This is a genomic window from Mesorhizobium sp. M1428 (assembly GCF_040317515.1).
GTDB lineage: Bacteria > Pseudomonadota > Alphaproteobacteria > Rhizobiales > Rhizobiaceae > Mesorhizobium.
Genome location: NZ_JAMYKT010000002.1, coordinates 353,001 through 379,221, shown reverse-complemented (window position 1 = coordinate 379,221; position 26,221 = coordinate 353,001). Strand labels below are relative to the sequence as shown.

The 26,221-nt window shown below is 62.2% G+C and carries 20 protein-coding genes and 3 pseudogenes; 16 read left to right on the top strand and 7 right to left on the bottom strand.

From position 1 onward, the window contains the following. Positions 1–127 precede the first annotated feature (127 nt). The 5 genes from NKG60_RS05085 (at position 128) to NKG60_RS05065 (ending at position 7,110) form a co-directional block, all read left to right on the top strand. Complete coding sequence (locus tag NKG60_RS05085; RefSeq protein ID WP_352493619.1) at positions 128–1,546, top strand: tyrosine-type recombinase/integrase; 1,419 nt, start codon at positions 128–130, stop codon at positions 1,544–1,546. Continuing rightward, positions 1,543–3,384: a site-specific integrase gene (locus tag NKG60_RS05080; RefSeq protein ID WP_352974253.1), complete on the top strand. Its 1,842-nt coding sequence runs from the start codon at positions 1,543–1,545 to the stop codon at positions 3,382–3,384. Before NKG60_RS05085 ends, NKG60_RS05080 begins: the two co-directional genes overlap by 4 nt. Beyond that, positions 3,384–5,546 carry a hypothetical protein gene (locus tag NKG60_RS05075; RefSeq protein ID WP_352974251.1) on the top strand — a complete coding sequence of 721 codons (2,163 nt, stop codon included), beginning with the start codon at positions 3,384–3,386 and terminating at the stop codon, positions 5,544–5,546. The genes NKG60_RS05080 and NKG60_RS05075 overlap by 1 nt, the downstream gene beginning before the upstream one ends. Further along, complete coding sequence (locus NKG60_RS05070; protein ID WP_352493616.1) at positions 5,543–5,983, top strand: hypothetical protein; 441 nt, start codon at positions 5,543–5,545, stop codon at positions 5,981–5,983. Before NKG60_RS05075 ends, NKG60_RS05070 begins: the two co-directional genes overlap by 4 nt. 221 nt (positions 5,984–6,204) lie before the next feature. After that, the gene (locus tag NKG60_RS05065; protein ID WP_352493614.1) at positions 6,205–7,110 is read left to right on the top strand and encodes an ArdC family protein; all 906 of its coding nucleotides are present in this window, start codon (positions 6,205–6,207) and stop codon (positions 7,108–7,110) included. Here the strand turns inward: NKG60_RS05065 and NKG60_RS05060 are convergent. Together NKG60_RS05060 and NKG60_RS05055 are read right to left on the bottom strand one after the other, a co-directional pair. Beyond that, entirely contained in the window at positions 7,107–7,418 is a 312-nt protein-coding gene (locus NKG60_RS05060) for a YnfA family protein (protein ID WP_352493613.1), read from the bottom strand. The two genes, NKG60_RS05065 and NKG60_RS05060, sit on opposite strands and share 4 nt — an antisense overlap. A gap of 45 nt (positions 7,419–7,463) precedes the next feature. Continuing rightward, a complete protein-coding gene (locus tag NKG60_RS05055; RefSeq protein ID WP_352493612.1) occupies positions 7,464–8,336 on the bottom strand; it encodes a LysR family transcriptional regulator in 873 nt (290 codons plus the stop codon). A gap of 42 nt (positions 8,337–8,378) precedes the next feature. On the opposite strand from NKG60_RS05055, the gene NKG60_RS05050 reads away from it, so the two are divergent. The 5 genes and pseudogenes from NKG60_RS05050 to NKG60_RS05030 all read left to right on the top strand — a co-directional run bounded on the left by NKG60_RS05050 (position 8,379) and on the right by NKG60_RS05030 (position 11,831). Continuing rightward, on the top strand, positions 8,379–9,431 hold the full coding sequence (locus NKG60_RS05050; RefSeq protein ID WP_352493611.1) for a permease: 1,053 nt from the start codon (positions 8,379–8,381) through the stop codon (positions 9,429–9,431). 113 nt (positions 9,432–9,544) lie between these two features. Continuing rightward, positions 9,545–9,775: pseudogene (locus NKG60_RS05045) on the top strand (zincin-like metallopeptidase domain-containing protein); the annotation flags it as partial. Further along, positions 9,772–10,005, top strand: a pseudogene (locus NKG60_RS05040) (DUF2958 domain-containing protein); the annotation flags it as partial. The pseudogenes NKG60_RS05045 and NKG60_RS05040, both read left to right, overlap by 4 nt. A gap of 372 nt (positions 10,006–10,377) precedes the next feature. Further along, on the top strand, positions 10,378–11,307 hold the full coding sequence (locus NKG60_RS05035) for a DUF2493 domain-containing protein (protein WP_352974290.1): 930 nt from the start codon (positions 10,378–10,380) through the stop codon (positions 11,305–11,307). Between the two features lie 356 nt (positions 11,308–11,663). After that, complete coding sequence (locus NKG60_RS05030) at positions 11,664–11,831, top strand: hypothetical protein (protein WP_352974248.1); 168 nt, start codon at positions 11,664–11,666, stop codon at positions 11,829–11,831. A 125-nt stretch (positions 11,832–11,956) separates the two neighbouring features. Here the strand turns inward: NKG60_RS05030 and NKG60_RS05025 are convergent, their stop codons facing one another. Next, positions 11,957–12,418 carry a hypothetical protein gene (locus NKG60_RS05025; RefSeq protein ID WP_352974246.1) on the bottom strand — a complete coding sequence of 154 codons (462 nt, stop codon included), beginning with the start codon at positions 12,416–12,418 and terminating at the stop codon, positions 11,957–11,959. 2,039 nt (positions 12,419–14,457) lie between these two features. Then, on the bottom strand, positions 14,458–15,900 hold the full coding sequence (locus tag NKG60_RS05020) for a LuxR C-terminal-related transcriptional regulator (RefSeq protein ID WP_352974244.1): 1,443 nt from the start codon (positions 15,898–15,900) through the stop codon (positions 14,458–14,460). 231 nt (positions 15,901–16,131) lie between these two features. Between NKG60_RS05020 and NKG60_RS05015 the strand changes: the two genes are divergently transcribed. After that, positions 16,132–16,452, top strand: a complete 321-nt coding sequence (locus NKG60_RS05015) for a hypothetical protein (protein WP_352974242.1) — start codon at positions 16,132–16,134, stop codon at positions 16,450–16,452. A gap of 689 nt (positions 16,453–17,141) precedes the next feature. On the opposite strand, the gene NKG60_RS05010 is transcribed toward NKG60_RS05015, so the two are convergent. Continuing rightward, positions 17,142–20,522 (bottom strand): ATP-binding protein, encoded by a 3,381-nt coding sequence (locus tag NKG60_RS05010; protein WP_352974239.1) that lies wholly within the window; start codon positions 20,520–20,522, stop codon positions 17,142–17,144. A 1,668-nt stretch (positions 20,523–22,190) separates the two neighbouring features. Between NKG60_RS05010 and NKG60_RS05005 the strand changes: the two are divergent. Both NKG60_RS05005 and NKG60_RS05000 read left to right on the top strand, forming a co-directional pair. Then, a pseudogene (locus NKG60_RS05005) lies at positions 22,191–22,541 on the top strand (DNA polymerase ligase N-terminal domain-containing protein). Positions 22,542–22,591: 50 nt separating this feature from the next. After that, positions 22,592–23,047 carry a hypothetical protein gene (locus tag NKG60_RS05000; protein WP_352662206.1) on the top strand — a complete coding sequence of 152 codons (456 nt, stop codon included), beginning with the start codon at positions 22,592–22,594 and terminating at the stop codon, positions 23,045–23,047. A gap of 68 nt (positions 23,048–23,115) precedes the next feature. On the opposite strand, the gene NKG60_RS04995 is transcribed toward NKG60_RS05000, so the two are convergent. Continuing rightward, a complete protein-coding gene (locus NKG60_RS04995) occupies positions 23,116–23,415 on the bottom strand; it encodes a hypothetical protein (protein ID WP_352662203.1) in 300 nt (99 codons plus the stop codon). A gap of 95 nt (positions 23,416–23,510) precedes the next feature. Continuing rightward, entirely contained in the window at positions 23,511–24,266 is a 756-nt protein-coding gene (locus NKG60_RS04990; protein WP_352503877.1) for an SDR family NAD(P)-dependent oxidoreductase, read from the bottom strand. A gap of 190 nt (positions 24,267–24,456) precedes the next feature. On the opposite strand from NKG60_RS04990, the gene NKG60_RS04985 reads away from it, so the two are divergent. The 3 genes from NKG60_RS04985 to NKG60_RS04975 all read left to right on the top strand — a co-directional run bounded on the left by NKG60_RS04985 (position 24,457) and on the right by NKG60_RS04975 (position 26,084). Beyond that, on the top strand, positions 24,457–25,029 hold the full coding sequence (locus tag NKG60_RS04985; protein ID WP_352503876.1) for a L,D-transpeptidase: 573 nt from the start codon (positions 24,457–24,459) through the stop codon (positions 25,027–25,029). 199 nt (positions 25,030–25,228) lie between these two features. Next, the gene (locus tag NKG60_RS04980) at positions 25,229–25,363 is read left to right on the top strand and encodes an ABC transporter (RefSeq protein ID WP_352503875.1); all 135 of its coding nucleotides are present in this window, start codon (positions 25,229–25,231) and stop codon (positions 25,361–25,363) included. 148 nt (positions 25,364–25,511) lie between these two features. Beyond that, entirely contained in the window at positions 25,512–26,084 is a 573-nt protein-coding gene (locus NKG60_RS04975; protein WP_352662404.1) for a hypothetical protein, read from the top strand. Positions 26,085–26,221: the final 137 nt, after the last annotated feature.

Here is a 26,221-nt window from a genome sequence, read left to right as displayed (position 1 = left end):
AGCTTGTTCATGGGGTGCAGGCTTAGTCCTGCACCCCTGCCACGCGGCGAGCGGGAGAGCGCGAGGGGAACCCCTCGCACATAAAGACAATAACTTGCGCCGCAGGCGCTCCGCTTAGGTCACGTGCGTGCAGCTGTACTTTACCGATCTTGGCGCCCTGTCGCGCCCGCTTCCTCTCGATGATTCCGCAACAAACCCCGCGCCCGGCGCGCTCGACGTGGCCGAGCGCGCCGGGCTGATCGACGGCATGCCGTTCATCCTGACGGATGACGGCAGCTACGATCTCAATCTCAACCGGTTCTTCCGGGCCTGTCCTGGCATGGGTGCGCGCTCGCCGAACACCTGGCGCTCCTACGCCCGCGACATCCTGGTCTGGGCGCGCTTTCTTGCCGAGCGGCGCGACGGCAAGACGGTCTGGCAGGCCGACCGCCACGATGTTCTGGCCTTTCATCGGGCACGACGCCTGGCGGCGGCTCCCTACCGCATCTCGGCGGCAAGCTGGAACCGAAGCATCGCCGCGCTCGACAAGCTCTATCGCTGGGCCATAGAGGAAGGGATAATCACCGTTTCGCCCTTCAGCTACGGCGTCACCCTTCGTAGGGCCGCCGGCAGCCGGGCCGTACTCGCCGTGACGGCGAACCGCGCCCGCGAGCGCGCAGCGCGCCGGCACGACACCCGCTATGTCGATCTCGGCCGTTATCTCCTGTTCCGCGACGTCGGGCTGCGCGGCCGGCTTCCCGACGGCTCTGAAGATCCGGCGTGGCGCGGGCGGAACGGCGAGCGCAATGCGCTCTTTGCCGAACTGCTGGTCACGACCGGTTTGCGGCTGACAGAGGCTGGCAGCCTGCTTCTGGCCGAGCTTCCGCGCCTGACCGAGCCGGGATCGCGCTCAGTTCCATTCGATCTTCCCGGTCCGATCGCCAAGGGCGGACGGCCACGTCGCATCCGCATTCCGCGCCGGGTGCTGGCGCTGATCTCCGACTATGTCGATCTCGAGCGCACCATCTCCGCCGCCCGCTCAAAGCCTTCAGTGCCCAATCCGCTCTGGCTGATGCCGGAGAGCGGGAAGGTCGCTGATGCGTCGGGTAAGCGGGTCCGGCTTGACCGCCTGACGCCGGGCGAACGACGCCGCGTGCTGATCGGGGCGCCCGGCCGAGCGCAGCAGGGCTTGCTCTGGCTCACCGAAGGCGGCCGGCCCGTGCCCTCGGCGACCTGGGAAGCGGTCTTCCGGCGCGCCTGCGTCCGCTGTCGCCGCTTCGGCATCGAGATCGAGGTGACGCCGCACACTCTGCGGCACACCTTCGCCGTCAACATGCTCTCCATGCTGATCCGCGAGCAGATCGGAACCGTGTTCGATCCGCACGACCGGCACGGCGCGGTCTATCGCCGGATGCTCGGCGACCCGTTGCAGAAGCTCCAGCAGCTCCTGGGGCACGCGAGCATTACCAGCACCTATATCTATCTCGACTGCCTCGCCGAGGCGCAGGAGTTGGTCGAAGCGGCCGCGGATCGCTGGGCCGACGATACGGCCGGTGATGCAGCATGACCGCCGTGACGACTGCCTCGGTACGGCGACCGGGTCGTCGCGCCCTCTTTCCCGAGGCGTTGCCCGATCCCGAGGGCGAGGCAGCCGCCGCGATCGCGTCGCTCCGCTTCACAGTCACGCTGGCGGACCGCAGCAGGAGGATCGATCTGACGATGCTCGCTGGCCGCAAGCCACTGGCCCGGACGTTTGCCGGCGCGCTTTGGCGCGCCTGCCAGGTCGGCGGTCCGGCCGGCTCAATCTCGACAGCCTATGCCTATGCCAGCGCGCTCAAGACATTCTGGCGCTATCTCGATTCCGCCAGAGTGCGCATCGTGTGCCTTTCCGACATGAGCGCTGCCTTGATCGACGGCTTCGACGCCTGGATGGAGGAGAGCGGCCTGCATCCCAATCACCGGCTGCATCGGATGAGCAAGGTGCTCAACCTGCTCCGCCTCGCCGAGGCGGCGGAGCCCGACCTTCTGCCACCCGATGCCTCGCGGCGGCTGATGCATACGAGCGACCGGCCGGGTGTGCGCGCCCGGCCGCGCGATGCCTATGGCGACGATGTCGCCACGGCATTGCGGATCGCCGCTCGCGCCGATCTCGCCGCCATCATCCGCCGCTTTGCCGTGGCAGATCGCATCCCGACCGTCGAGGATGCCGATCGGAGCCGCGTTCTGGCGGGGGCGCATGAACAGGTGATGGCGGTGATCGACGGGGAAGGCGTCATCGGGCACCGGCACCCGCTCTTCAAGCGCCTCTACACGCTGCGCCGTGAGAGCGACCTGCCGAACGATAGCCTGATCCACGATCTGCATGGCCGCCAGCATCTGATCGCCGCCGACCTCGTGCCGCTCATAGTCCTCATTTCGCTCGACACGGGTCTCGAGATCGAAGCGATCAAGAGCTTGCGGGCGGACTGCCTGAAGAACCCGTCCGGCGGCTATGTCGAGATCGAGTACTGCAAGCGGCGGGCACGCGGCGCCGAGTGGAAGCGGCTGCGCGTGCGCGACGGCGCCTCCTCGACACCGGGTGGCCTGATCCGCAAGGTTCTGCAGTGGACCGGTCCGGCGAGAGGCTGGCTTGGCGCCGACACGCTCTGGGTCCACCGCGCCTGGGGTCGTCTGACCCCGAGGGTGCTCAGCCTGAAGGAACCCGTCGCTTCATGGATTGCTCGACATGGCATCCTCGACGAACAGGATCAGCCGCTCCGCCTCAACCTGACGCGCCTGCGCAAGACCCACAAGGCGGCGTGGTATCGGCGTACGGGCGGCCAGCTCGACCGCTTCGCCGTCGGCCACAGCGTCGCGGTGGCGGCCAACCACTACGCCGATGTCCCCGCGCTTCGCCATCTGCACGAGGCGACCGTTGCCGACGCCATGAGCGATGCGCTCGACGCCGCCCTGCGGCCGTGCATCCTGTCGTCGGAGCAGGAGGAGGCCGTTCTGGCCGATCCCGAGCAGGCAACCAGTCTTCCCGTCGCCGGTACCGCCGCCATCGACGCGCTGCTCGGCGGCGAGCAGGATGTCTGGCTCGCCAGTTGCGCCGGCTTCTACAAGAGCCCGTTCGGGCTGGAAGGGGAAGCCTGTCCGTCGCCCTTCTGGGGCTGTCTCGAATGCAGCAATGCGGTGATCACCGCCCGCAATTTGCCTGCGCTTCTGGCCTTCCTCGACTTCATTCGCGCGCAACGGCAGGCGCTCAGCGAAGGCGACTGGATCGCCAAGTTCGGCCGCGTTCACGGACGCATTGCCGATCAGATTCTGTCCCGGTTTGCCGACGCGGAGATTGAGGAGGCTCGCCGGATTGCGGCGTCGGACCCGGCGCTCATCTACCTGCCGCCCGAAGCGGCAGCGCCATAATGCCCGGTTCCATCAAGCTCTCGCCGCGGCCGTCATTGCCGTCGGCCATCTACCGCGACGGCGAGCCCGTGCTTGCCGGTGTCGCGGTCAGGGACGATGTCGACCGCGCTGAGCTTCCCCGCTTCGGCGACGATCTCTGGGATTTGGGCGCCGCCATCTTCCGGGTCAACGCCCGCCACAGCAATTACCGGCTCGATTTCGCCCGCATCGCCGATCTCGCCACGCGACGGCTGGCAAAGGAATATGTGGTCGCCCGGCTGCGCATCCATGTGCCGGGATATCGAGCGCCCTGCGGCGCGACCTCGGCGATCCGCCTGCTGCGCTACGTCCAGCATTTCGCTGCGTTCCTCCGCGCGCAGACTGGCGCCGTCGATCTCGGCCGCGTCGATCAGGCGCTGCTCGACGCCTACCTGGTGCATGCCCGTGACGGCGGACAGCGAACGCCGCACGAGACGGTGAAGTATGTCGAGGTGCCGATCGATCTGCATCACCTGGCGCCGTGGCTGACCGGTGGTGGCATCGGCGTGCTCCCCTGGCGTGGGCGAGCCGCCCACCGCGTCGCCGGACGGCCGCCGGCACCCGCCGAGAACGCCACGCCGCGCATTCCCGAGCCGGTCATCGGCGCCATGCTGCGCTGGGCACTCAGGTATGTCGAGGTCTACGCGCCAGATATCCTTGCCGCCCGTGCAGAGCTTGACTCTCTCGAAGCCCGCTGCGCCCGATTGATGACGCGGGACGCGCGGACCGGCCGGGCCGTCGCCAGCACCTATCGCGCCCGTGTGGCGAAGTGGCTCGACGTGCGCCGGGCCACGGGCCGAGGCGTGCCGATCTGGGAGCGCGCGCCTAACGTCGCCCGCCGCATCGATCCGCTCACCGGCGACGAGACGCCGCCCTACAATCTTCATCTGATGCGCCTTCACGTCGGCGCGCGCGAGAGCGGCCGCGTCAGCCAGTCCGAGCCGACCGCGCGGCTGATCGACGAGGCAGCGACAGAACTTGGCACCGAGATCGGCGGGCTCGACACACCGATCTCGACCGATCCGGACACCGGCTTGCCCTGGCGCGATCGCTTCGACGGCCTCAGCCTGGCCCGCGAGGAGCGGATGCTGCAGGGCGCCTGCTATATCGTCTGCGCCTATCTGACCGGCATGCGCGACAGCGAGGTGCAGGCGATGCAGCCGGGCTGCGTGTCGCCGGTGCGCAGCGCCGACGGCCTGGTCGAGCGCTACCGGCTGCGCAGCACCGTCTACAAACGCCATGGGGCGCGCGGCGCGGCGGCCGACTGGATCACGATCGAGCCGGTCGCCCGCGCCGTTGCGGTGATGGAAGCTCTCTCGGCGCGCAATCGCCGCGACAAGGGATTGTCATCCTTGTGGGTGGCGCTGAAGGACTGGCCCTGGAGCAACGATCACCTCGGCATGGGCGCGACGCCAACGCTCAACCTGTTCCGCGACGGGCTCGATGCGCGCGCCAGCGACGGACCGGTCATCCCACGCATCGACGACGAACCCTGGAAGTTCACGACGCGACAGCTGCGCCGCACGATCGCCTGGTACATCGCCAACCGGCCGTTCGGCACCGTCGCCGGCAAAATCCAGTACAAGCATGCGTCCATAGCCATGTTCGAGGGCTACGCTGGATCGGCCCGGGCCGACTTCCGAAGCGTGGTCGAGCGCGAGCGTGCGCTCGGCCAGCTCGACGATATCGTCGCCCATTACGAGGCGTTTCTTCGCAATGACGGGCCGGCGGGACCGGGTGCGACGCGACTGCGCCGCGAGTTCGCCCGCGTGCAGGACGAACTCGGCGATTTTCCTGGCCGGATCGTGGACCGCAAGCGGCTGCGCACCATGCTTGCCCATCTCGGGCGGACTTTGCACGTCGGCTTCCTCAATGATTGCCTCTTCGACGCGGCGACCGCGCTCTGCCTTAAAGATGCGCCGGATGACGAGCGGACGGCGCCGGCCCTGTCGCGCTGCAGCCCCGACCGTTGTCCCAATGCCTGCCTGACCGCCCGGCACCGCGAACCATGGCAGGCTTCGATCGCCGAGGGCGAAGCGCTGCTGGCCGACCGGCGCCTGTCGCCGCTGCAGCGCACGGCGATCCTGAAGGACAATGAGCGCAAGCGCCGTCTGATCGCTCCTCTCGTGGACGGTGATGCATGACCGCGCTTGGGCCGAAGAGCGAAGCCGCGCTGAGGTCGGCCATGCAGCGGCTGCTCGACGGTCGCGCCGAGCGCACCGACGGGGCGCTGACCGTCGCCAACCTGGCGCGCGAGGCCGGCGTCAGCCGGGCGACGGCGAACCGGGCCGGCGCTCTTCTCGCCGAGTTCCGTGCCGCCGAAGAGCGCCGCCGGGGATCCTCCCCCAGAGTCCTCAAGGAGCGCATCCGCGCCCTCGAAGCCGAGCTCCGCGCCGTGCGCGGCGCCGAGATGGCCGAGTTGCGGGCGTTCGCCCGCACGCTTGCACAGCACATCCAGGTGCTGACGCTGCAGGTCGCCGAGCGCGATGCGGTGATCGACGGCCTGCGGGAGGAACTGGCTCGATCGCCTGCGACCAGGGTCGTGCCGCTACGGCGCCCGTCTCACGACGGCGTTGGCTGAGAGCCGCGCAGCTTCGTAACCGATCCGGTCCGGCCGGGCCCGCCGATCATGGGTGCCTCCTGCGCTCGCCCGTCGAGGCAGGGGCTCGGGTTGTGGCAGACGCTGCCGGCCCGTCAACCCTGTTCCGCACCAGCACCGAGAACAGGGTGTGACGGGCCGGCTATCCGCGTCTGCCCCTGCCGCCGCGCCCTCGACGGAGAGGGCGAGCACAGGAGGCACCCATGACCACGGATCGCAACGTCCAGACCGAGACACGGAACGATATCTACGAGCGCGTCACCAGCCAGATCATCGCCGCCATCGAAGCCGGCGCCGCCGACTACCGGATGCCCTGGCATCACAATGGCTCGGCCATCTCCACGCCCGTCAACGTCAGCTCGCGCAAGACCTATCGCGGCGTCAACGTCATCGCACTCTGGGCCGCGGCGCATGCGACGGGCTATCCCGCCGGCATCTGGGGCACCTACCGCCAATGGCAGGCGCTCGGCGCCCAGGTCCGCAAGGGCGAACGCGGCCACCTCGTCGTATTCTGGAAGATCGCCGACCGCGACAGCGACACGGAGCGTCAGGACGGCGGCGAGGATCGCGACGGGCCGGCCCGACGCATGTTCGCACGCGGCTATACGGTCTTCAATTGCGCGCAGGTCGACGGCTACACGCCGCCCGAGATGCCGGTACTGCCCGAGATCGAGCGCATCGGGCACGCCGAACGGTTCTGCGCGGCGCTCGGCATCGACATCCGGCACGGCGGCTCGCAGGCCTGTTACAGCCCTGTCACGGATCACGTGCAGATGCCGGAGTTCGCCTGCTTCCGCGACGCACTCGCATACTACGCAGTGCTCCTCCATGAATGCGGGCACGCTTCGGGCGCCAGCCATCGCCTCGATCGCGATCTCTCCGGACGCTTCGGCTCGGCCGCCTACGCCATGGAGGAGTGCACGGTCGAGTTGCTCAGCGCCATGATCTGCGCCGACTTGAACCTCAGCGTCGAGCCGCGTCCCGACCACGCCAGCTACGTCGCCTCGTGGCTTGAGGTGCTCCGGTCCGACAAGCGCGCCATCTTCACCGCCGCCGCCAAGGCGCAAGAGATCGCCGACTGGATGCACGCCCAGCAGCCGTCACATTAGGCGGAACGCGGGCCGAAGATGATGATGGCGGCGCCGACGAGGCTGATCGCGGCGCCCAAAGTGTCCCAACGGTCCGGCCTCACCCCCTCGATCGTCCCGCAGACTTGCCAGCGAGGCGGCGATACAGACGCTGCCATAAGCCGCGTAGGCCCGCCCGGACGCGCTGCTGTCCACCAGCGCGCGCAGCCAGGCGACGCGACGAGCGAGACCAGCCCATGCGCCAGCCACCAGCTCGGCTTGGCCTCACTAAGCCACAGCCAGAAGCTGAAGCAGCCGGCGATCTCCGCGACGGCGGCGGCGACGAACATCCTGACAGCTTGGTCGATCGCCGGACGTATTGCCGCAAAACGGCGTCACTTCCCCTCGAATGTCCTTGAGATGATCATTGTCAATTTGCCAGCTAGCCGTTTAGGTGCGTTCGAGGAGCTGGTGAGCATCAGATGTGTTTCTCCTAGCTGCGGCAGTTTCTCATCGGCAAGCGTTCGCATTTGGTCCGTCAATGCGCTTTGCGGCAAGACGCCAATCGCGATGCCAGCTGCGATCGCAGCTCGAATCCCTGAAACGCTCTCACTGGTACAAACGATCTGATGCTCCAATCCGGATTTTCGAAGAAGATCGAGGCAGCGTTCCCTCCACCAGCAGGTTTTGTCGAATAGAGCCACCGGCAGGGGCCGTCGTGTTTCGATATTGTGGAATACCGAGCCGGCCCACACGGCGCGTTCACTATGAACAACAACGTCGTCCTTTGAGACACGCTCAGGTGAGTGGAGAGCGATGTCCAACTCGCCGGCGGCCAACGCATGTGGAAACTCCATGCTCGAACTGCAGCGCACAAAAATACGGCTTGTGGGCTCCTCTTCGGTGAAGGCTGCCAGGATAGACGGCAGGATCGTATCACCATATTCCTCGGGGATCCCGAGGCGGATTTCTTCCTCCGCTTGCGTTCCGCGCAGATCGGCGACTGTCTGATCCAGCATTTCGACAACACGGCGAGCGACGGGCAGCAACTGCTCGCCGGCAGCAGTCATGGTAACCCCACGGCCATGCCTTTCGAACATGCGTTGTCCGACAGTACCCTCAAGTTTCTGCACTTGCAGGCTAACGGCCGACTGTGTGCGGAGCAGGTGCGCAGCGCCGCCGCTGACACTCCCTGCTTTAGCCACCGCGAGAAACGTTCGCAGCAAATCGCTGTCCAGTTGTGTCGATTTCCCATCGTTCAAGCTCATAGCTGATATCTACGCTATTCGTTTTCCGTATGGAAGTCGGCAATGTATGATGTCAGCAAAGAGGATGTCGCCATGATTGTCACGCTCCCGAGGCCCCAAAGAATGCAGGTCATCTGGGCGACGGCTGCTGTTCTGACAGTCGTTGTCGCCCTTACGTGGCCGCAAAGGGCGCAGGAGACGCTTCGTTTCGTCGTGCAGAGCTTCCTGGATGTCGCGCTGATGATTGCAATTGGGCTAGTCATCTCCGCATGGGTCGCAGCCAGCGGAGCGGCGACCATTACGGCGCGGTGGTTTAAGGGCCGCCCTATCTCAACTGTCGTCATCGCGTCGGCAATCGGCACTGTGACACCTGTGTGCGGCGTAACGGTGCTGCCGCTTACGACCGGGTTCCTTGCCTCCGGCGTTCCGCTTGCGCCCATCATGGCATTTTGGCTTTCCTCGCCTGTTACCGGGCCCACCATGTTCGCTGCGACGTGGGCGCTGCTCGGCCCTGGATTCGCCATCGGAAAGATGCTTGCGGCTTTTGCGCTTGGAATCTTTTCCGGCGCGGGAACGGCTCTCCTCGCGCGCACGCAGATGGTTCAAAACCCGTTACGGCCACAGCGAATTATAGGTAATGGCCAGTGCGGCACGTGCACGCCAACGGATTTCTCTTTCCGAATCTGGCGAGAGCCAGCTCGCATGCGTGCATTTGGGGCGAACCTTATTTCCACAACAAGGATCGTCGTGATCTGTTTGATATTTGCTTTTTCGGCTGAGTTTCTGCTGCGTGACCTTCTACCGTCTCATCTCCTCACCACCTATGTCGGTAAGGATTCTCCATACGCTATCCCACTCGCGGTGCTGGTCGGTGCACCGATGTATCTCGATGGTCTTGCGGCACTGCCCTTGGTTCGAGGATTACTTGATCTCGGCATGTCACCCGGTGCGGCAATGGCACTCCTCGTTTCAGGCGGCGCCGTCAGTATTTGGGGCGTCTTGGCTGTGGCTTTGGTCCTTAGGCCGTCAACCATCGCCCTTTTCGTGGCGCTCGCAGTTTCGGGATCATTGGTGATCGGCTACGTCTTCCAGGCGCTCTGGACGTTTTTTTCGTGAGCATCGATTTCATCATGGAATCTGTCTCATGCCGATCCGCTGATCGAAAATCCGGGGAATTCTCCGGTCCAGCGCCAAGAAGGCCCACTGAGACAGGTTGACTGTTCAGATAAGTTGCCGAAATCAGCGCGGCCTTCTGCTGCGCAGCGCTCGGCATCGTGCCTACGGTACGGCATGCCGACTATGTCGGCTCCTGGCTCGACGTGCTGCGGGAAGACAATCGCGCCATCGTACGCGCCGCCAGTCAGGCCAGCAAAGCCGCCGATTGGCTCCTCGGTCACTTACCCGAGGACGTGACAGTCCCGATTGATGCCAATGCGGGCAACGAGAGGAGGGCGGCATGATCCTCCTCACGCCAGAGCTGCGCGAACGTCTTCTTGCCAATGGCCGCGACCGCGATGCTGACCATGTCCCGGTTGTCCGCTTCTTCAATCCTGTCGGCGCTGGCACTTGGCTCGCGACCGAACTCGACAAGGATGGCGATACGCTGTTCGGGTTGGCCGATCTCGGTTTCGGCTGTCCCGAACTCGGCAGCTTCAGCCTCCTGGAGTTGAAATCTGTCAGCTTGGCGTTCGGCCTGGGGATCGAGCGCGATCTCCTTTTCGTGGGCCACTTTCCGATTTCGGTCTATCGCGGTGCGCATGGCGTTCCGTCGCTGGGAGGGGACCGGCCCTCGGCCTTCCAGAGGGCGATCGGGCAGCAGACGGCCCGGACCGGCAATGGCTGCGCCCGGCTATTTTCCGGCGGCCCTATCCACCCCACGCGGCGGGCCGCGCGGGGTCCCCGGCTTCGGGCCTTTCCATCGCGAAACAAAATAGCCGGGCTCGCCATCCTCCACTCGCGTTTCGGCCCTGCGCTGACGCTGCGGGTGCAAGTCCGGGCCGCCCGCCGCCTTCGTCGCCATGAAGGCCGCGATTGGCGCGGCCGATCTGGCGAAGGAACAATCATGAGCAACTGGGACGATACCCACTTCGAAGCGCAACCCGCATCATCCCCGACCGATCATGTCCTCCAGGAACTCCAGCTCTACGGCTATCGTCCCTTCGAAGACGAACCCGATCCGCGCCCGCTTCCCGAGGGTGATGTCATCGCAGCCAGCGTCGGCGACATCTTCGACGCCCTCATTGTGGCGATGGCCGACACACGCCTCGAAGCCGATCTCGAGGAAATTCTCTGGGGCACGGTCAACTTGTTCCATCGGGCAACCAATCGGATCGAACGTGAACTCGACGAAAACGAACTCTCCCAGCAGCGCCTGCAGCGCGAACAGGACGGATCCGAGGTCAAGTCCGTTGAGCTCGAACGGCTCACCGCTCAAGGTCAGACGCTTCTCGAACGCCGCAGCGCCTTCGAGCTGATGCGCGACCAGGCCGCCGAGCACTACGAGCGTCAGACGCATTCCATCTGGCGACCGCGTTCGGGCTCCGTCGTCAACCATCGCAATCTCACAGCGGCAATGATCGATAGCCGCGATTTCCTCGCCGCCAAGAAGCACGCCGATAGCCACGCACTTGTGCCTGCCGGGCCAAAGGTCGCGTTCACCGGCGGGATCGACTTCAATGATCATCGCCTGATCTGGGCCAAGCTCGATCAGGTCCATACCAAGCATCCGGATATGGTTCTGCTCCACGGCGGATCACCAAGGGGGGCCGAGTTAATCGCCGCCAAATGGGCTCACCATCGCAAGGTGCCGCAGATTGCCTTCAAGCCTGACTGGACCAGGCACGCCAAGGCCGCTCCGTTCAAGCGCAACGATGCAATGCTGGACACACTGCCGATCGGCGTCATTCATTTCCCCGGCACGGGCATCCAGGACAATCTCGCCGATAAGGCCCGCAGACTTGGCATCCCGGTCATGAAGTTCGGCGCCGCATGAGGGCCGGACGAGGCCAACGCCATACGGCGCGATGCTCGTCTACTGGTGCGTTCGTCCCGGACGGCGGTCAGGTGATGGCGCTTGCCGGCACGATGGCGACGGATTCGGGCCAGCACACCTCTAGCTTCAGGTCTCCCCGGCTCCTGAAATTGAAAGCGCGAACCGATCCCCGCGTTTATCAGCGCAATTCCTTGGTCCGGTCCGAGGTCTGATGCCATCAACCGATGAAGGGTCGGACTACGCAAAGCGTGCCGCCGCTTCGGCTTCGCCTGCACGGTGATTGCGGCCCTCGGCCGAACACATCGGGTGCCTGTCACGCGGGGATCGATCCCCGCTTCCAAACAGGAGCCGGAAAGATGTCCCTCGTAGAAGCAAACGCCTTCGCCTTCAGCCTCGCCATCAGCCTGATGGTCAGCATTGTTATCTTTCGCGCCGGTGACGGTACGCTCGTCGTCACGCCGGCAGACGAGTATGACGGAGACCTCTCGGAGATCGTCGGCGAAATCGACCCCTACGCCGAATAACCGGCTTAGGATTGCCCGAGACCGGCGAGGTGGCGTCGAACTTCGACGCGCCTGATGATTGCCAGATGTGCCGGCCAAATTATGGCAGCCCCGCCAGACACTGACCAATAGGTGAGGCGAAGACGTCAACCGCGTGGCAGTCTATGAATTTCCAGCCTGACCGGTCCGCCCCTATCGCAACTTGTGCAGAATAGTGCTCTTTCAACGGAACTGAAAAGCGCGCCCTTGCCGTAACGTTGAACGAGGGCGGCCGGCTTTATCTCTGCGTGATGTGAGCAGTTTTTGCACCATGCACGCAGTTTGTGCCATTCGCGCAGATCGCCAAGCGACACGTCAAGACCAGCGTGCACGCTGCCATCCACCATGGCTTGCGGCGCAAGAGCAGGTTCGCCAGGCGCGACCATCTTTTCCATCACATGGCGGCCGTTGAGATGAATGAGCAGCATCCCAGGCCTGCGGCGGATGGCCGACTGCCACGCAGCTTGGCTCACGAAAGAATCCGGGGAGCGACAGATTGTTTCGATGAGAGCCGCTTCTTGCCGGTCCCACACCTCAATTCGAAAGTGATCCTCTTTGGTTTTTGCCATAGCTTCGCCGGTCAGCGCATAGCGCTTCGCCGCAATCCTCTCCTCGTCAATCACACCTGAATAGAGAACATATTCCTAGCCGGTCGATGGCTGCCTGACATTTTTGTTCCCATTTTGTTCACTGCGGCTAGGGTGAAACTCGACCTGCTCGCCGATCCAGACGGGCCACGCGATCTGTTCGGGCATGTTGCTGCGAGCGGCCCTGCAACCGGCAGCGTGAGAATTGCAATATCCGGCAGGCAAGTCCCACCGTTTCGGCCGGTTGCGTCTGCGCCAGCTTAACCGGGTGACGTTCATTAACTGCCGCGTTCAAGCGGCGGTCCGCAGCCATCTCCTACATCCGCCTGCCCCACGGCCACTGCCTCGATCAGCACCGACGAACGGGGCGGCAGTGGGAGAGGCTGGGCCGTTGCTTGTCACAGGCAAATGCGAACGGGAAATCGTGAAAGCATTCCATGGTCGACGCACATCGAGCGTCACGCCCCTTGCTGTCTGAAGGCGCGCCAGATCAGCCATATCTCCTTGACCCAATCCTGTCGTGGCGAGCACACCGGGAGCGGTCTCTTCGATTGGTGTTTCTTGTTCGAAGGACGGCTTCGCCTCGATCGCCTGTAACGCAACGGCACGTCGCGACTTTCTTCCCCTGCCGGCTTTGCCGTCCTTCCTCGCGCTACAACAAAGTCTCTCCCGCACCGTCCTCCGCTTTGCTTCGTCCCCTTGGGTGCGCCGGCGATCGCCTTCGACCTTTCGATCACCATCGAGACCGCAATGGTGCGGCTCGAAACAAACAGGATCAAGGAGAACTATCATGGCTACCATCGGAAGCTTCAAGAAGTCCGGCAACAACGATGGAAGACCATACTCCGGAGGCGATCCTCAATTTCTGGGGATGAAGCGGCGGGCTGATTCAGGGCTCATGCCCATATCAATCTCATGCTGCATGCCTCGATCAGGGCCGGCCGCAAATGCGCCAACAGGCCACACGGCAGCAATTCGATGGACAAAGGCGCCGACGCCTTACCCAGCATGGGTAGTTATCGTAGGCAAATCCGCTGTAGCCGAAGCGGAGCGAGCGGCAGCAAAAGCGAGGGGGTATCGCAAGGTATCCGTCGGCAGCTTCTATCAGTCTGTGGCGCGTGAAAAAGTGGACTGCGAATTGTGGAGCGCACCATAGGGCGGTGATGTATCAAGATAAATATTTGTATTTGCTTGTCTTTTTGACGTCGCCATTTGTGCGACTATTTTCATGCAAAACGGCCCTGCCGAGAGCGGCAACTCCAGGCAGGGCCTGCTGATTCGCGCACGTCGTTTCGACGCCGTCACGGCAGCTATTCGATTGGCCGCGCTCGATATGCCAAGGGCATGCTCACGGTCCGCTGCCCTTCGTCGAGCGGCTAGAAGACAAGTGCCGCTCGCCTGATCGGCGACGGCCTGAACTGCCGCTGTGGCGCCGTGAGAAAGCGTCGCCCACCGTTGATCCGCTACGACCGGGCCTCGCAGGCTTCCGTTTTCCGCGTGCGAGGGTTCGACCGGCTCGGCATCGGCTTTGGCAGGAGTAGTAATCGAGCCAACTACGTCAATGTTTCAGCTCGCCACTTCTCGACAGAAGGGCTGTCGATTTGTGGTCATTGTCCTATTCTCAACATCACCTTGCGCCCGTCGGAAAGGGTTCCCGTTCCTGTCCCGGCTGGGGGTTGTCTGCTGGTCAGCGAGAACACGAACCGGGATGAGAGTTGCCCGCAAACGATCGTTCCTTCTCCATGCGAGAACGTGAGATTGACGGTAGCCGTCCCTCGGCATTCGACCCCGGTATTGGTCTGTCCGCTAATAGTCCCGCGCCGTGTAATGCTGTTAACGGAAGCCGTCCCGGAAAAGGAGAGCGTCCCATCAACAGTCTGGCCAGAGACTGGTGCGGTGGTGGTGAGTGGACTTTGCGCCTGCGCGTAGCCGACAGCGTCTACGACACAATAAGCAATCAACATTGTCGCTAAGATTCGCTTGGTCGCGCCGAGGACTCCGCAATGGTATCTCAATTGAAGCTAGGCCAGCCCCGCGCGGCGGGCGCCCTCCCGGATCGCGGCAATAGCGGGAGGATTGGTGACTGGATAGGAGCCGATAAACCCTTCGGCCGAAATGTCTGCAAATTCTCTCGCCAACCGGTTGGTAATCTTCATTGCCTGAGGTGCTTCGCCGAGCATGGCGTGCGCCATGGCCTGGAACAGCAGCGTTGCAGGCGAGTCCGGCGGAGCTTGGCTGAACGCGGTCAGGCACTCCCTGTGGAGGCCAACAACGAAGCTCGATCGGCCCAGCATGCTATAGTACCAGGAAACATGTGGATTGAGACGGATCGCGCGCTTCGCCAGTTCATATCCTTCCTGCGGGTCGCCCGTCACGAATGCCTTTCCTCCGGCAAGCAAGGCGAGGGTATCGGCATCGTGCGGGGCGGCCGCTAACGCAAGATCATGTTCTCTTGCTGTGGCAACGAGATCGCCCTGCAAGGCTCGAAGCTCGGCTAGACATATGCGCGCATGGGTATCACCCGCGTCGAGCGCCAAAGCTCGTTCGAGACACAGTTTCCAGCGCTCCTTTGCGGCGGAAAGGTCATTGGCAAACGCATTGATGGCGGCGACGGCATGCGCCAGCCCCAAGACTGTCCAGGCTCTGGCAAGACCAGGGTCGAGTTCGATGGCACGCGTCAGAAGCCGCACTGCTTCCGCATTCGAAGCGTGCGTGTACAAATTGTGCTGCTCGACGCCGAGCAGATAGTAGTCATAGGCACGTAGGCTGGCGGGGTGTTTTCGCCGGACAACATCGCGTCGAAGTTTTGCGAGCTTGCCGCAACAGCTAGCAAGGACATTGACGACGTTTTCGGTGACCATGTCCTGCATCGCAAACAGGTCTTCCGCTGATCGATCATAGCGGGCCGTCCACAAATCGACTCCAGTGCGCGCGTCGACGAGTTGGACGCAGATCCGCAGCTGCTGCGCTGCCGCCTGCAAAGTCCCCTCAAGTAGGTAATCCGCCTTCAGTTCCCGCCCGATGGATCGCACGTCATCGCGCCGTCCCTTGTACGAGAGCATGGTCTGGCGGGCGATGACCGCAAGGTCGGGGTAGCGAGCGAGATCGACCATGATGTCCGCCGACAAGCCATCGGCCAAGCGGTTCCATGGCTCGTCCGCGCTCAGATTGTCGAAAGGGAGAACCGCAACGACTGTTGGCCCAGAGTCCTCTACCGAAAAGCCACCGGATGGTGCATGGCCGGTGTCTTGCCCGCGTTGGTCGGCAAGCAAGGTTGCAAGCGCCACTTTGCTGCGAATATCGAGTTTCCGATAGATGGCCGACAGATGGGTCCGAACGGTAGTCGGCGCTATGAAGAGCGTCTCGCCGATTTCACGGTAGGTCATCCCCTCGGCGAATTTTGCAGCGACCACCCGCTCCCGGTCCGACAGACTGGTCAGAGGATTGCTCACGGCGCTTAGCATCGCTTCAAGTCTCCGATCCGCTACGAGTTGTGGCCGACCCGGCACGGCAAAATACTACAGATGCGGTGTCGAAAACACTGCATTTGCACGATGCCATCCGACGGCCAGCAATTCTAGGACAGGGTTTCGTCGGTCGCAGAACCCTCGATCCATTCTGAACAGGAGGCGTCCATGACAAAGTCATCTATCTTCGCCGCAATGCTGGTATTGCCTTTGTCGGCTGGACCATGCTTGTCCGAAGGCACGCAATCCCGTGGCAAGCTGATTTCCGAGGATGCCATGAGGGCAGTTAGCGCCGAATTGTATTCCGACATTCTCATTCGAGCGTGCAGGAACGGATGGCGCTACCCTCGGAGCCAAATCGAGAGCGGCTTCAAACGGCATCTCAGGGAGCTGAAATTGCAACTGATCGATCAGGGTTACACGATCGTGCCTAGTGTGAAAGCGAACAATTCGCCCCGGAATCTCTTTGCAATGGCATTTGTCGCCAGGCGCCAATCTGTTCCGTCGCGCCAGTTCGGCTGTTTCCGCCAATACTGGCTCGACGAGTGACCGCTCCGTGGCTGTATGACAGAGCCAAGTCCTGCGGCCGGCTCGGTCGCGCCAGTTCCTAACATTAGCATTAAGCACACGAGCCGACGCAATCCGACCCGGAAGCCGGCATACGCCCGCCTCGCTTCAGGATGATACGGCGTTATTCCGGAAGTCCCGCTCTCCGAAGACCTTCGATATATCTATTCCGATCGTCCAATCGGCGAAACGGCGGCAGCACATCAGCGAGCTTCGAAAGCCGCAGAGTGGGAGCAAATTCGCAGAGGCGAGCGATCTCTTCCTGTGCTTGCTCAGGCCGCCCTGCAAAAGGCATGACTCGCCGCTGCGACCTGCATCGAGCTTGTGTAGTTGGGCTGGTGCCGCAATGCCCTTTCAGTCCACAGAACAGCGTCATCGTAGCGTCCGGCACAGAAGCAAGCGAGTCCGGTGCAAAACTGCCAAGACAACAGGCGTGGAAAGGACATATTCGCGCCGTGGCGTTCGTGGCGAACCGAAGCGGAACGGCCTATGCGGGCAGGCTCACGCCCGAGGAAACGGCCAAAGTGCTATCCAAGGCGTGTGGGCATTGGGGCACGTGCGCCGAGTACCTCTACCACACCTTTTCCCACCGCGCGGCACTCAGATACCGGCCATTCGCCAAGGGCAAGCCGAGCGACCAAAGTTGGCGCTGCGACCGCACGGCAATTGGCTCACCCAACTCCAGCGTCCAGCTCCAAAGTGTGGAGAAGTGTTCTGGCGGCCCGGAGATCGGCTGTGTCGAAGTCCTCGGCAAACCAAGATTGGACCAGCGAGAGGACTTCAAGGGCCTGAGCACTATGTCCTCGCTCGGCGTGTAGCCGTGCAAGGCTTGTGGCGGCGCGGAGCTCCCATGACTTCGCCTTTTGAGCCCGCGCGATCTCAACCGCTCTGCAGAACTCGATCTCAGCTTCCTTGACTGCGCCCCTTTGCCAGAGCAAGTCGCCGCGGAGGCGGTGAAGCTCCACCTCGTACGCTCTCTCGCCGTACTGGTCGACGGCCCGGAGTGCCTTCGAGAGTACGTCCATCGCCTCCCCGACTTTACCCGCCGACGCAAGCGCCCAGGCGAGGTGGCCGAGATGGGCCGTCCAAAGGATCCGAAAGTTGATCTTGTCCATGCCGGCCATCCCGGCACTCATCAGTTCGAGTCCGTTGTGGTGTTCTCCATGGCGCACTTGCGCCAGGCCGCAGTAGAATTGTCCCCATGAGATGTATGATCTGAGGTCGTGCTCCATGCAGAACTCGAGGGCCTCATCGGCGTCGGCGCCGCCCGACCGCGGCCCCTCCTGGAAGAAACCCCAAAGCACAGAGCCAAAGCTGAGGGAGAACCCGGTTGTCATTCCATGGTTGATCGCTCTCGCCCATTCCAGCGAGCGCACCGCTGCTTCAGTTGCCCGGTCGGGATGGCCAAGCGACCACAGCACCAAAGCCAGGACCGAGAGGGCCCAGACGGCATGGTCCTGTGAGTAGCGAAGGTCCGTGACGTTGCCTGATCCTGGCGCATAGAGCCTGACTGCTCGCTCAAGATGCGGCACGGCCTCCTCTAAGGATCCTGTCAACCAAAGCGCGATTCCGTTCATGCGGCTTGCGAAGGCAGCAGCTTCGGGGTCGTCATCACTTTGCGCCAGCGCGAACGATTGCCTGGCAATCTCCAGCGCGGACACCCAGTCTCCACGGACCGCGGGCACGGTCCAAGCGCCATACAGCACTGCCATTTGTTGCTTTACGGGGACGGTCTCGTCGAGGAGCGCGCGTGCGCGATTGTAGACCTTCAAAGTCTCGTCAGCCGCGTGTCCTTTCAGAGCCCTCGTCGTCGAGCCGAGCGCCATTTGTAGTGGCAATTCGCGACGGTTGCGCTCTTTACTTTCCGGCAACGTAACGAGCTGGCGGATTGCTCGCTCGAGATGCGCGGCCGCTTCTGCATTTGCAGAGCGCTCAAGGGCACGCTCGCCACCCTTGCGCCAGTAATCTATCGCAGCGTCGTCGAGGCCTGCCTCTGCGAAGTGATGGGCAAGGAGTTCGGGCTGTGAAGTTACGATTTCAGGGAAGCCTGCCTCGAGCACATGGCCGATTCTGGCGTGCAGATCCCGCCGCCGGGCGCGCAGGAGCGTGTTGTAGGCGGCGTCCTGCACAAGGGCATGCTTGAAGATGTAGCTGGCGTTCGGGGGCGTCCCGCGACGAAATACGAGGCCTGCCTCGGTGAGCTGGTCGAGTGCACCGGTCAGTTGAGCATCTGTACGGCGCGCAACTGCGGCAAGCAGTTCGTAGGAAAACTCGCGGCCGATCGCGGCGCCAATCTGCGCGATCTCCTTCACCGGAGCGAGGCGGTCGAGACGGGCCATAAGTGAAGCCTGCAGGCTGGCGGGAATCGCCAACGCCGGGAGCGGCTGATCGAGAACGAACTGTTCCTCCTCCTCTCGAAGCATCCCGCTCTCGACAAGCATGGAGGTCAGTTCCTCAGCGAACAGCGGTACTCCGTCGGTACGGTGAACGATGTGGCCCAGAATCTCCGGAGGCAATGGCTTGCCGCGTGTGACCCCTGCGATGAGCGCGCTCGTGTGGTGGGGCAGCAGCCTCGAGAGGGAGAGCGCTGAAACGGCAGGCTGGCCAATCCACGAGGGCTGAAAATCAGGTCGAAATGTCACGACGAGCAGGGCAGGAAGGCGAGCGATTTGCGACACCGCGCGATCGAGCACCTCAAGCGATGTCGCATCAGTCCAATGCGCATCCTCGAAGAGGACGAGCAGCGGTCGATCCCTTGTAAGCGCCTCGAACAGCCGAGGCCATAGCGAGAGCATCATCTCGCGCTTGCGCGGCGGATCGGCCGTTACCGGCGCGATGCTCTCATCGGCTATGCCGAGGAGGTCGGCCAGGAGGGAGAGTGTGTCAGGCGGTGCTGCGGGAAGGGCGCCGACCGAATTCTTCAGCTTATCGAGCCTGGCCGCCGGACGGTCATCCCGCGCAAAGTCTGACCAACGCTCCAACTGGGCGATGAAGGGATACAGCATGCTGTCGCGGTGATGCGGTGAACAGAAGTAGCGCAAGGTCGTGAGCGGATCGTCCCCGACGTTATCCTGTATTGCAGCGATGAGGCGGGACTTGCCAATACCCGCTTCGCCGGAGACAAGCACGACCTGTCCTTCGCCGGTCTTGGCACGCTCCCAGCGGCGCCGCAATAGGCCAAGTTCCTCGTCGCGCCCTATCATCGGAGTGAGCCGCGTCGCATGCAGTGCCTCGAAGCGACTGTCGATCATGCTCAGCCCAGCCACTTCCCACGCCCGTACAGGGGTCGGAAGGCCCTTGACCTCAACAGCACCGAGATCACGACACTCGAAAAGCTCGCCAACGAGCCTTCGCGTCGTATCGTCGCTCAGGACGTTTCCGGGCCTGGCCATTGCCTGGAGGCGGGCGGACAGGTTGGGCGTCTCACCCACCACCCCTCGCTCCTGTGCGCTGCCGTGGCCGATCAGATCACCTACGACTACTATACCGGTTGCTATACCGACTCGCGCTGAGAGCCTAGTCTCTCGCCATTCAAGACGGCCGATCCGCTCCACGAGGGCGAGACCGGCCCGCAGTGCCCGTTCGGCATCTTCCTCATGCGCGTGCGGATAGCCGAAATATACAAGAACGCCGTCGCCCATGTACTTGGCGACGAAACCGCCGAGTTTGGTGACTTCCTCAGTCACGGCGGCTTGGTAGTCGCCAATCACCTCGCGGAGATCCTCCGGATCGAGCTCCGCCGAAAGCGTCGTTGATCCGACCAGATCGCAAAACATGACTGTCAATTGGCGACGCTCAGCCACGTCGCCATCGGTGCCATTACCCCGGTCGGGATTCTCAGACTGGGTGTAGTTGCCGCTCGAGACAGGTCTGTCCGCGAGCGTGGCCATCGCGGCAAGCAGCTTGCGACGATGGCCGACGAGGGTGACGCCGAGCTCCTTGAGATCTTCGGCAGTCAACTCGCGCAAGGTTTCAGCGTCGACCGCGTTGTCTTCAAAGGCTGCAGCGTATTGACCAAGTCCCAAGCTGCGCAGCCAGCTGCCAACATCCATGGGTCTCCCCCATCGGAATTCGTCACGGCAAGTTGTTTCAGTCTACCTCAATATGCTGCAGAGCGAGCATAAAAACTCCAGGACACTGCGATGCCTTCGGTCATTTCTCGAGCGCTTGGCAATGCTGGGAGGATGGTTGGTGGGACTCCAGCCGCCAGATTGGAACAAGGCGGACCTTGCACGATCAGAATGCGAAGGTCCGGGTCGGGTCATTAGCGTGAATTTGGGCGAGCGCGAAAGAGCTTCCGCTTAGGGTCGTGAGCCGATATTCAACCGCGAAGTTACCCAACATTTTGACCCAGCGCAAAGCTGCCCCACCACAACCCCTGTAGAACATTGATCGCGGGGGCCCCAAGGTGGCGGCTAAAACCGAACTGACCCAATCCTAAGTGGCGAGGCTACGGCAATGGCTGCTGCCTTTTGCCCTCTTGGCTCCCAGATCCGCTGCGCAGCGCTTTTTGGCCCGACCTCACGAGATTCGGCTCTCATTTCGTCGCGGCCCTCCGGCCAGCCCTTCGCGAGCGTAAGGTCGGACATCGGAACGAAAGGCGGATTCGCGAATTCTACTGCTAGATAATTGGAATCGTTCGCCCATGAGGCTCGCGACCCTGCACCTTGAAACTGCGAGATACGGCGACGTATATCGCGCCTCAAGGCTTGCCCAGCTGAGGCGGCAAATGGTGAGGCACATCGAGCGCACGGACGCTTCGGCGCAGAAAGTCGAGCAAGCGCTGGCCAAGTTGGCCGAAGCAGACGCACTCATGGACCGGCTCGCGCGGCATCAGTAGCCCAACCTCATGCCCGCCTTCGGATCGGCACTATGTGCGGATTATGCGGTCCGTACATCATCACTGCTAACCTTGCTCTCATTAAGCGGTTCAATGCTCATTGTCGTGGGCCTGGTCACGCAATGTCTGTGAGCGGTAACTATGCGTTCAAGCCGATGCCACTTCGTGGCACGGCTCAACTTATTCGTTCGGCGTACGGGCGGGAGAATGGCCATTGACAGGCAATGGTTTTGAAAGGCGCGAAGGGCCGGAGCCTAATCGTTCCTCCGCTTGGGCCTGGGCGGCTCTGCTGCGCTGTTCGGGACCGGGGCTCTGCTGCTGTTCCTGACTACGCGGGTAGCCGTCCCCGCGTTGCTCTTCGCCACCGGGGCTGAGACCGTGGTGATGTGCCATGTCGAGAAGCATTTTTGCTCCGCGGCTTGAGCATAGGGCGGATAGCACTGCACGATGGGGATTTGATTCGTCGAGATGCCGAATTGTGCCATCGCGTCCCCATCATGATCGAGCGGGAAGGCACTAATCAAATCCCGATCCGCTCGGCTCGGCGTATGCCGATGGGCTCGCTTTAAACGGCATTTTCCTGCACCCGCACCGGTCTAACTCCGTCGGGCGCGATCCGATGAGGCTAGGCCGGATCGCATGGACAAACCTTGACGGAAGTCAGTTTTGGTCCGGACTTCGGCAGCCGTTATCTTTGGGTTACTCTGATCATCGTGCGCTTGTTGAATGCTGACGGACATCAAGCGTTTAAGGGGACTTCCCAGCAATGATCCTGGACCCTGCGCAAGCTGGCGACAGCCGCTAGTCGAAAAACATCGCGGCTAGCACCACGCAGAGCAAGGCGAAAACCGAACCAGTGCGGCGCCAGGCGAACTGAGCCATGGTGCTCGAAGCCTATCGGCAAAAACGCAACTTCACGGCCACGCCTGAACCGAAAGGCAAAAAGGCGCGCAAGCGAGGCAACAGGTTCGTTATCCAGAAGCACGACGCTCGGCACCGACACTATGATTTCCGGCTGGAGATGAACGGCGTTCTGAAAAGCTAGGCCATCACAAAGGGTCCAAGCCTCGTTCCGGGCGAGAAGCGGCTGGCGGTGCGTGTCGAGGACCACCCGTTCGAGTATGGCGACTTTGAGATCTACGTGCGGAATTACAATGAGCAGCGCCAACGGCTGGCAGCTGGTGCGACCAATGCTCGGATCACCCTTGAGATAAAGATCGCACGGGATTGAAGCCGAGCGCCAACGCAACATTGACTTAGTAGTCAAGGGAGTCATTGGGGATGACGACGCCCGGACGCATTGCCGAACTGAAAGGTCGACGCATCGAGGCCGAGGCAGAACTCGCCAATCTTGAAGAGGCGCCATCAACCCTTGCCGTACATCCAGCGGAGATAGAGAGGTACGTCAAAACGGTCGATGAGCTCGCTTCGGTCTTAGCTCATCACGCCGAGGCGAATGACGATCAGGGCGCGCTGGTGAAGAGCTTCCGCGCGCTCGTTCACAGTGTGAGGGTTCATCCCAAAGGGGCGCGACAGGGTATTGAGCTCGAGGTCAAAGGCAAGCTTGCCGCCCTTATCGGCGGCGACACATTTCCCCAAGCGCGCGATGCTGGGGAACGCGCGGTGGCCGAGGAGCGCCACAGGCAAGATCCCACTATTGCGTACGATAGTGGGTTTAGGGTGGTAGCGGGAGAGGGATACCGCCAATACAGTGCTGCTACTGAATTCACTTGCTAAATCGAGTCCCTGCGCCTGTTGGCGGTTCGAATCTCGTGCTGTGCGCCACTTTACGATTTTGCGCGATTTCATACCCTGCCGCGGACGGATGCCGCATCACGCCGCCGACAGCCGCACGTGGAACTTGCTGTCGGTTGCCGAAAATTGTGGCAATCCGGACAGACCCGTCGAAACAGGGTGTAGGCTTCCGCCTCCTGGGTCACAACCGCTGTTTGCAGGGTGGCCATGATCTTCTTGCCGTCGTCGATCGACAGGCCCAGGTCTCCTTCACGCAGACGCTCATCGCTTTTGTCGATCCGGACCTCTCGGCGACAGATGTCGCCGAATTCGTTCGTCCCTTCGATCGAAATCGTCCACTCCATTCCCATCACTACCTCCGAAACCAAAGAGATGGTGATGGCCCAGTCGACGCTAACAAATCGTGGCCGCGCTCACCCCAGAGAAGTCACCGGTCTCCACTGCACTAATGGGCGGTGTAAGCTCCGTCCACCAGATGGTAGCTCCCAGTGATAAAGCTGGCCTGGTCGGACAACAGGAAGCACACAAGAGCCGCTACCTCTTCCGGTTTCCCGCGCCTGCCCATCGGCTGAAGACCCGCCATGCGCCGGCTGGCTAATGCCTCCATTTGCTCCGATAAAAGAGGCGTTTCGATCCAGCCGGGGCCGACGACATTGATCCGGATGCCCATCCTAGCATATTCAATCGCCGCAACCTTGGTTAATCCAACGACCCCGTGTTTCGCTGCCGTGTAAGCGGACGCAGTTGGCAAGCCGACGGAACCGAGAACGGAGGACATGTTCACGATGGCACCTCCGCCTCGATCCAGCATCGCGGCGATTTCGTACTTCATGCTGTAGAAAACGCCATTGAGATTAACGTTTATCAGTTTGTGCCAGTTGTCGAGCGGATAGTCTGCCGTTGCTTTTCGAATGCCGTCGATACCTGCATTGTTTACCGCCATATCCAGTCCGCCGCATTTCTGGACAGTGAACTCGATCAGCTTTTCCACTGCTGCCGCATCCGTGACATCTACCGCAAAGTCGTAGGCCCTGCCTCCTTGCGAGCTTATTTCGGCGGCTGTGCAGCGCGCGGCCTCGGCATCAAGGTCGGCGACAACAATCTCGGCTCCTTCTTGCGCGAGTTGCCGTGAAACAGCCGCACCTATTCCGGAGCCTGCGCCGGTCACAATCGCGACTTTACCATGGAAGTCAGGCTTCATCGGCTCTGTCCTATGCCATTTCTGACATAACCGAACAGAGGCAGACGGTCATCGCAAGAAGTTTCGCTCCAATTCGTTTGTTTAATCCTGTGAATTCATTTTTGCCACCACACAGCGAGACTTGGCCCGCAGGCCTTGGAATGGTAGAGACGAGGGCGGCGGTAGATGACCAGTTTCCTAGCAGGTACAAATGGAAGAACACCACATTGCGCGCCGGGGGCTCGTGCTGGGTAGTCTGGCTCTGATGATCTCCGGATGCACGTCGATTTCATCCGCGTTCGGACCAAGGCGTGGCCTGAATCCTCGTTACCGACGGCAGCATGTGCGGTACGACGGAAACGAGCCGGCCGGAACGATCGTCGTCGATACTTCGCACCGTTTTCTCTATGCCGTCGAGTCTGACGGGTGGGCGACGCGCTACGGCGTTGGCGTCGGCGAGCAGGGACTTTCGTTCAAGGGTACAGCGACCGTCGGCCGCAAGGCGGACTGGCCGTCGTGGACACCCACCGCCAGCATGATGCAGCGCAAGCCGCGCCTGGTGCAGTATGCAGGGGGGGTCCCTGGCGGACCAAACAACCCGCTTGGTGCGCGTGCCCTTTATCTCTATCGAGACGGGCGCGACACCCACTTCCGGATACATGGTACAAACGAGCCATGGACGATAGGCACAGCGGTATCGAACGGGTGCATCCGTATGATAAATGACGACGTCATTGACCTCTACGACCGTACTCCTTTGGGCACGACGGTGGTGGTTGTTTGATGGTGGGCAGGCCTGATCTCCGTTGGATGGTGAACCCTGCCAGCACGTCACCGCAAAGGTGCCGCCGGCAACCGGGTACCAACTGTGTCATTTCTGCACTAGGCGTTGGTGTAGATCGCAGCTAACTTCGTGGGGCTGCATATCGTTTTAGTTGTGGCGATTCTATAGGCTATTCCGCCCCCGGGGAAAGGATTGCTTGATGAACAGGATATTGATTGCAATGGTTGCTGTGCTCGCCGTTGCCAGCCTGAGCGGCTGCGCGAACGACTGGATCGGCAAAGGAAAGGGTAAGGCTCCGGCACCCGCTCCGGTAGAGCAACCAGTGATTAAGTAAGGACCGGCTTGTATGGGGAAGGGGTGCCAAGCCCTTCCCCATACATACGCAGCCGGGGCTTTGGCCGGCTTCATAGCGTACGGCGCGGTTGGCGGGCATAGGCCGTTATTAGGTCTGTGCTTTGTGAAGTTCGGGAATGGACGCGGCGATGACGCTTCTAAGTAGCCGTCTCTTGCTTGTGGCGTTGGTGGCCCTCCCGGCAGCGGCATGTCAGACGAAAGACCTGCCGCCCCAGCCGAATTTCGTATCTTATGCCGATGGCGGAGCTGCGCCTCAAAAAAACGACGAGCGGTACTTCATCGAGTTCCGCTCCCGCTACGCCCTAAGCTACGGCCACACCTACGCAGTTTTTGGGCGCCTGGACCGGGCCGGGAGAATGATCGATCCCCAAGTCGCGGGCCTTCACCCGGCTTCGAACAGTGCGGTTCCCTATGTTCTGGGCCATGTCGTGCCGGTGCCAGCCGAAACCGGGTGGAGCGACGGTGATCTGGAAGAACCATACAGATCCGCAAGCTGGCAAATCATATTGACCCGGGCCGAATACGACAAAGTCGTTGCCTACATCCGCAAGCTGCAGGCGAGCTCGCATGTCTGGCAGGCGACGGTCTTGAACTGCAACGGCTTCGTGGCGGACATCGCGCATTCCATGGGATATAAGACTCCCGCCATTCAGCTCCGGCCGCAACAATTCATAACCGAGCTTCGGGAGATGAATACATAACCAAAATTCGAGGGATGAATGGGACCGAATGCGATCGGTACTGCCCTCCGGCTTTCGCGTCTGCGGATTAACTCGGGGAGGATCGCTGCGCCTGAAGGTCGGCCGGTGACGAAATCGAGGCAATGGGTGAAGTGGCC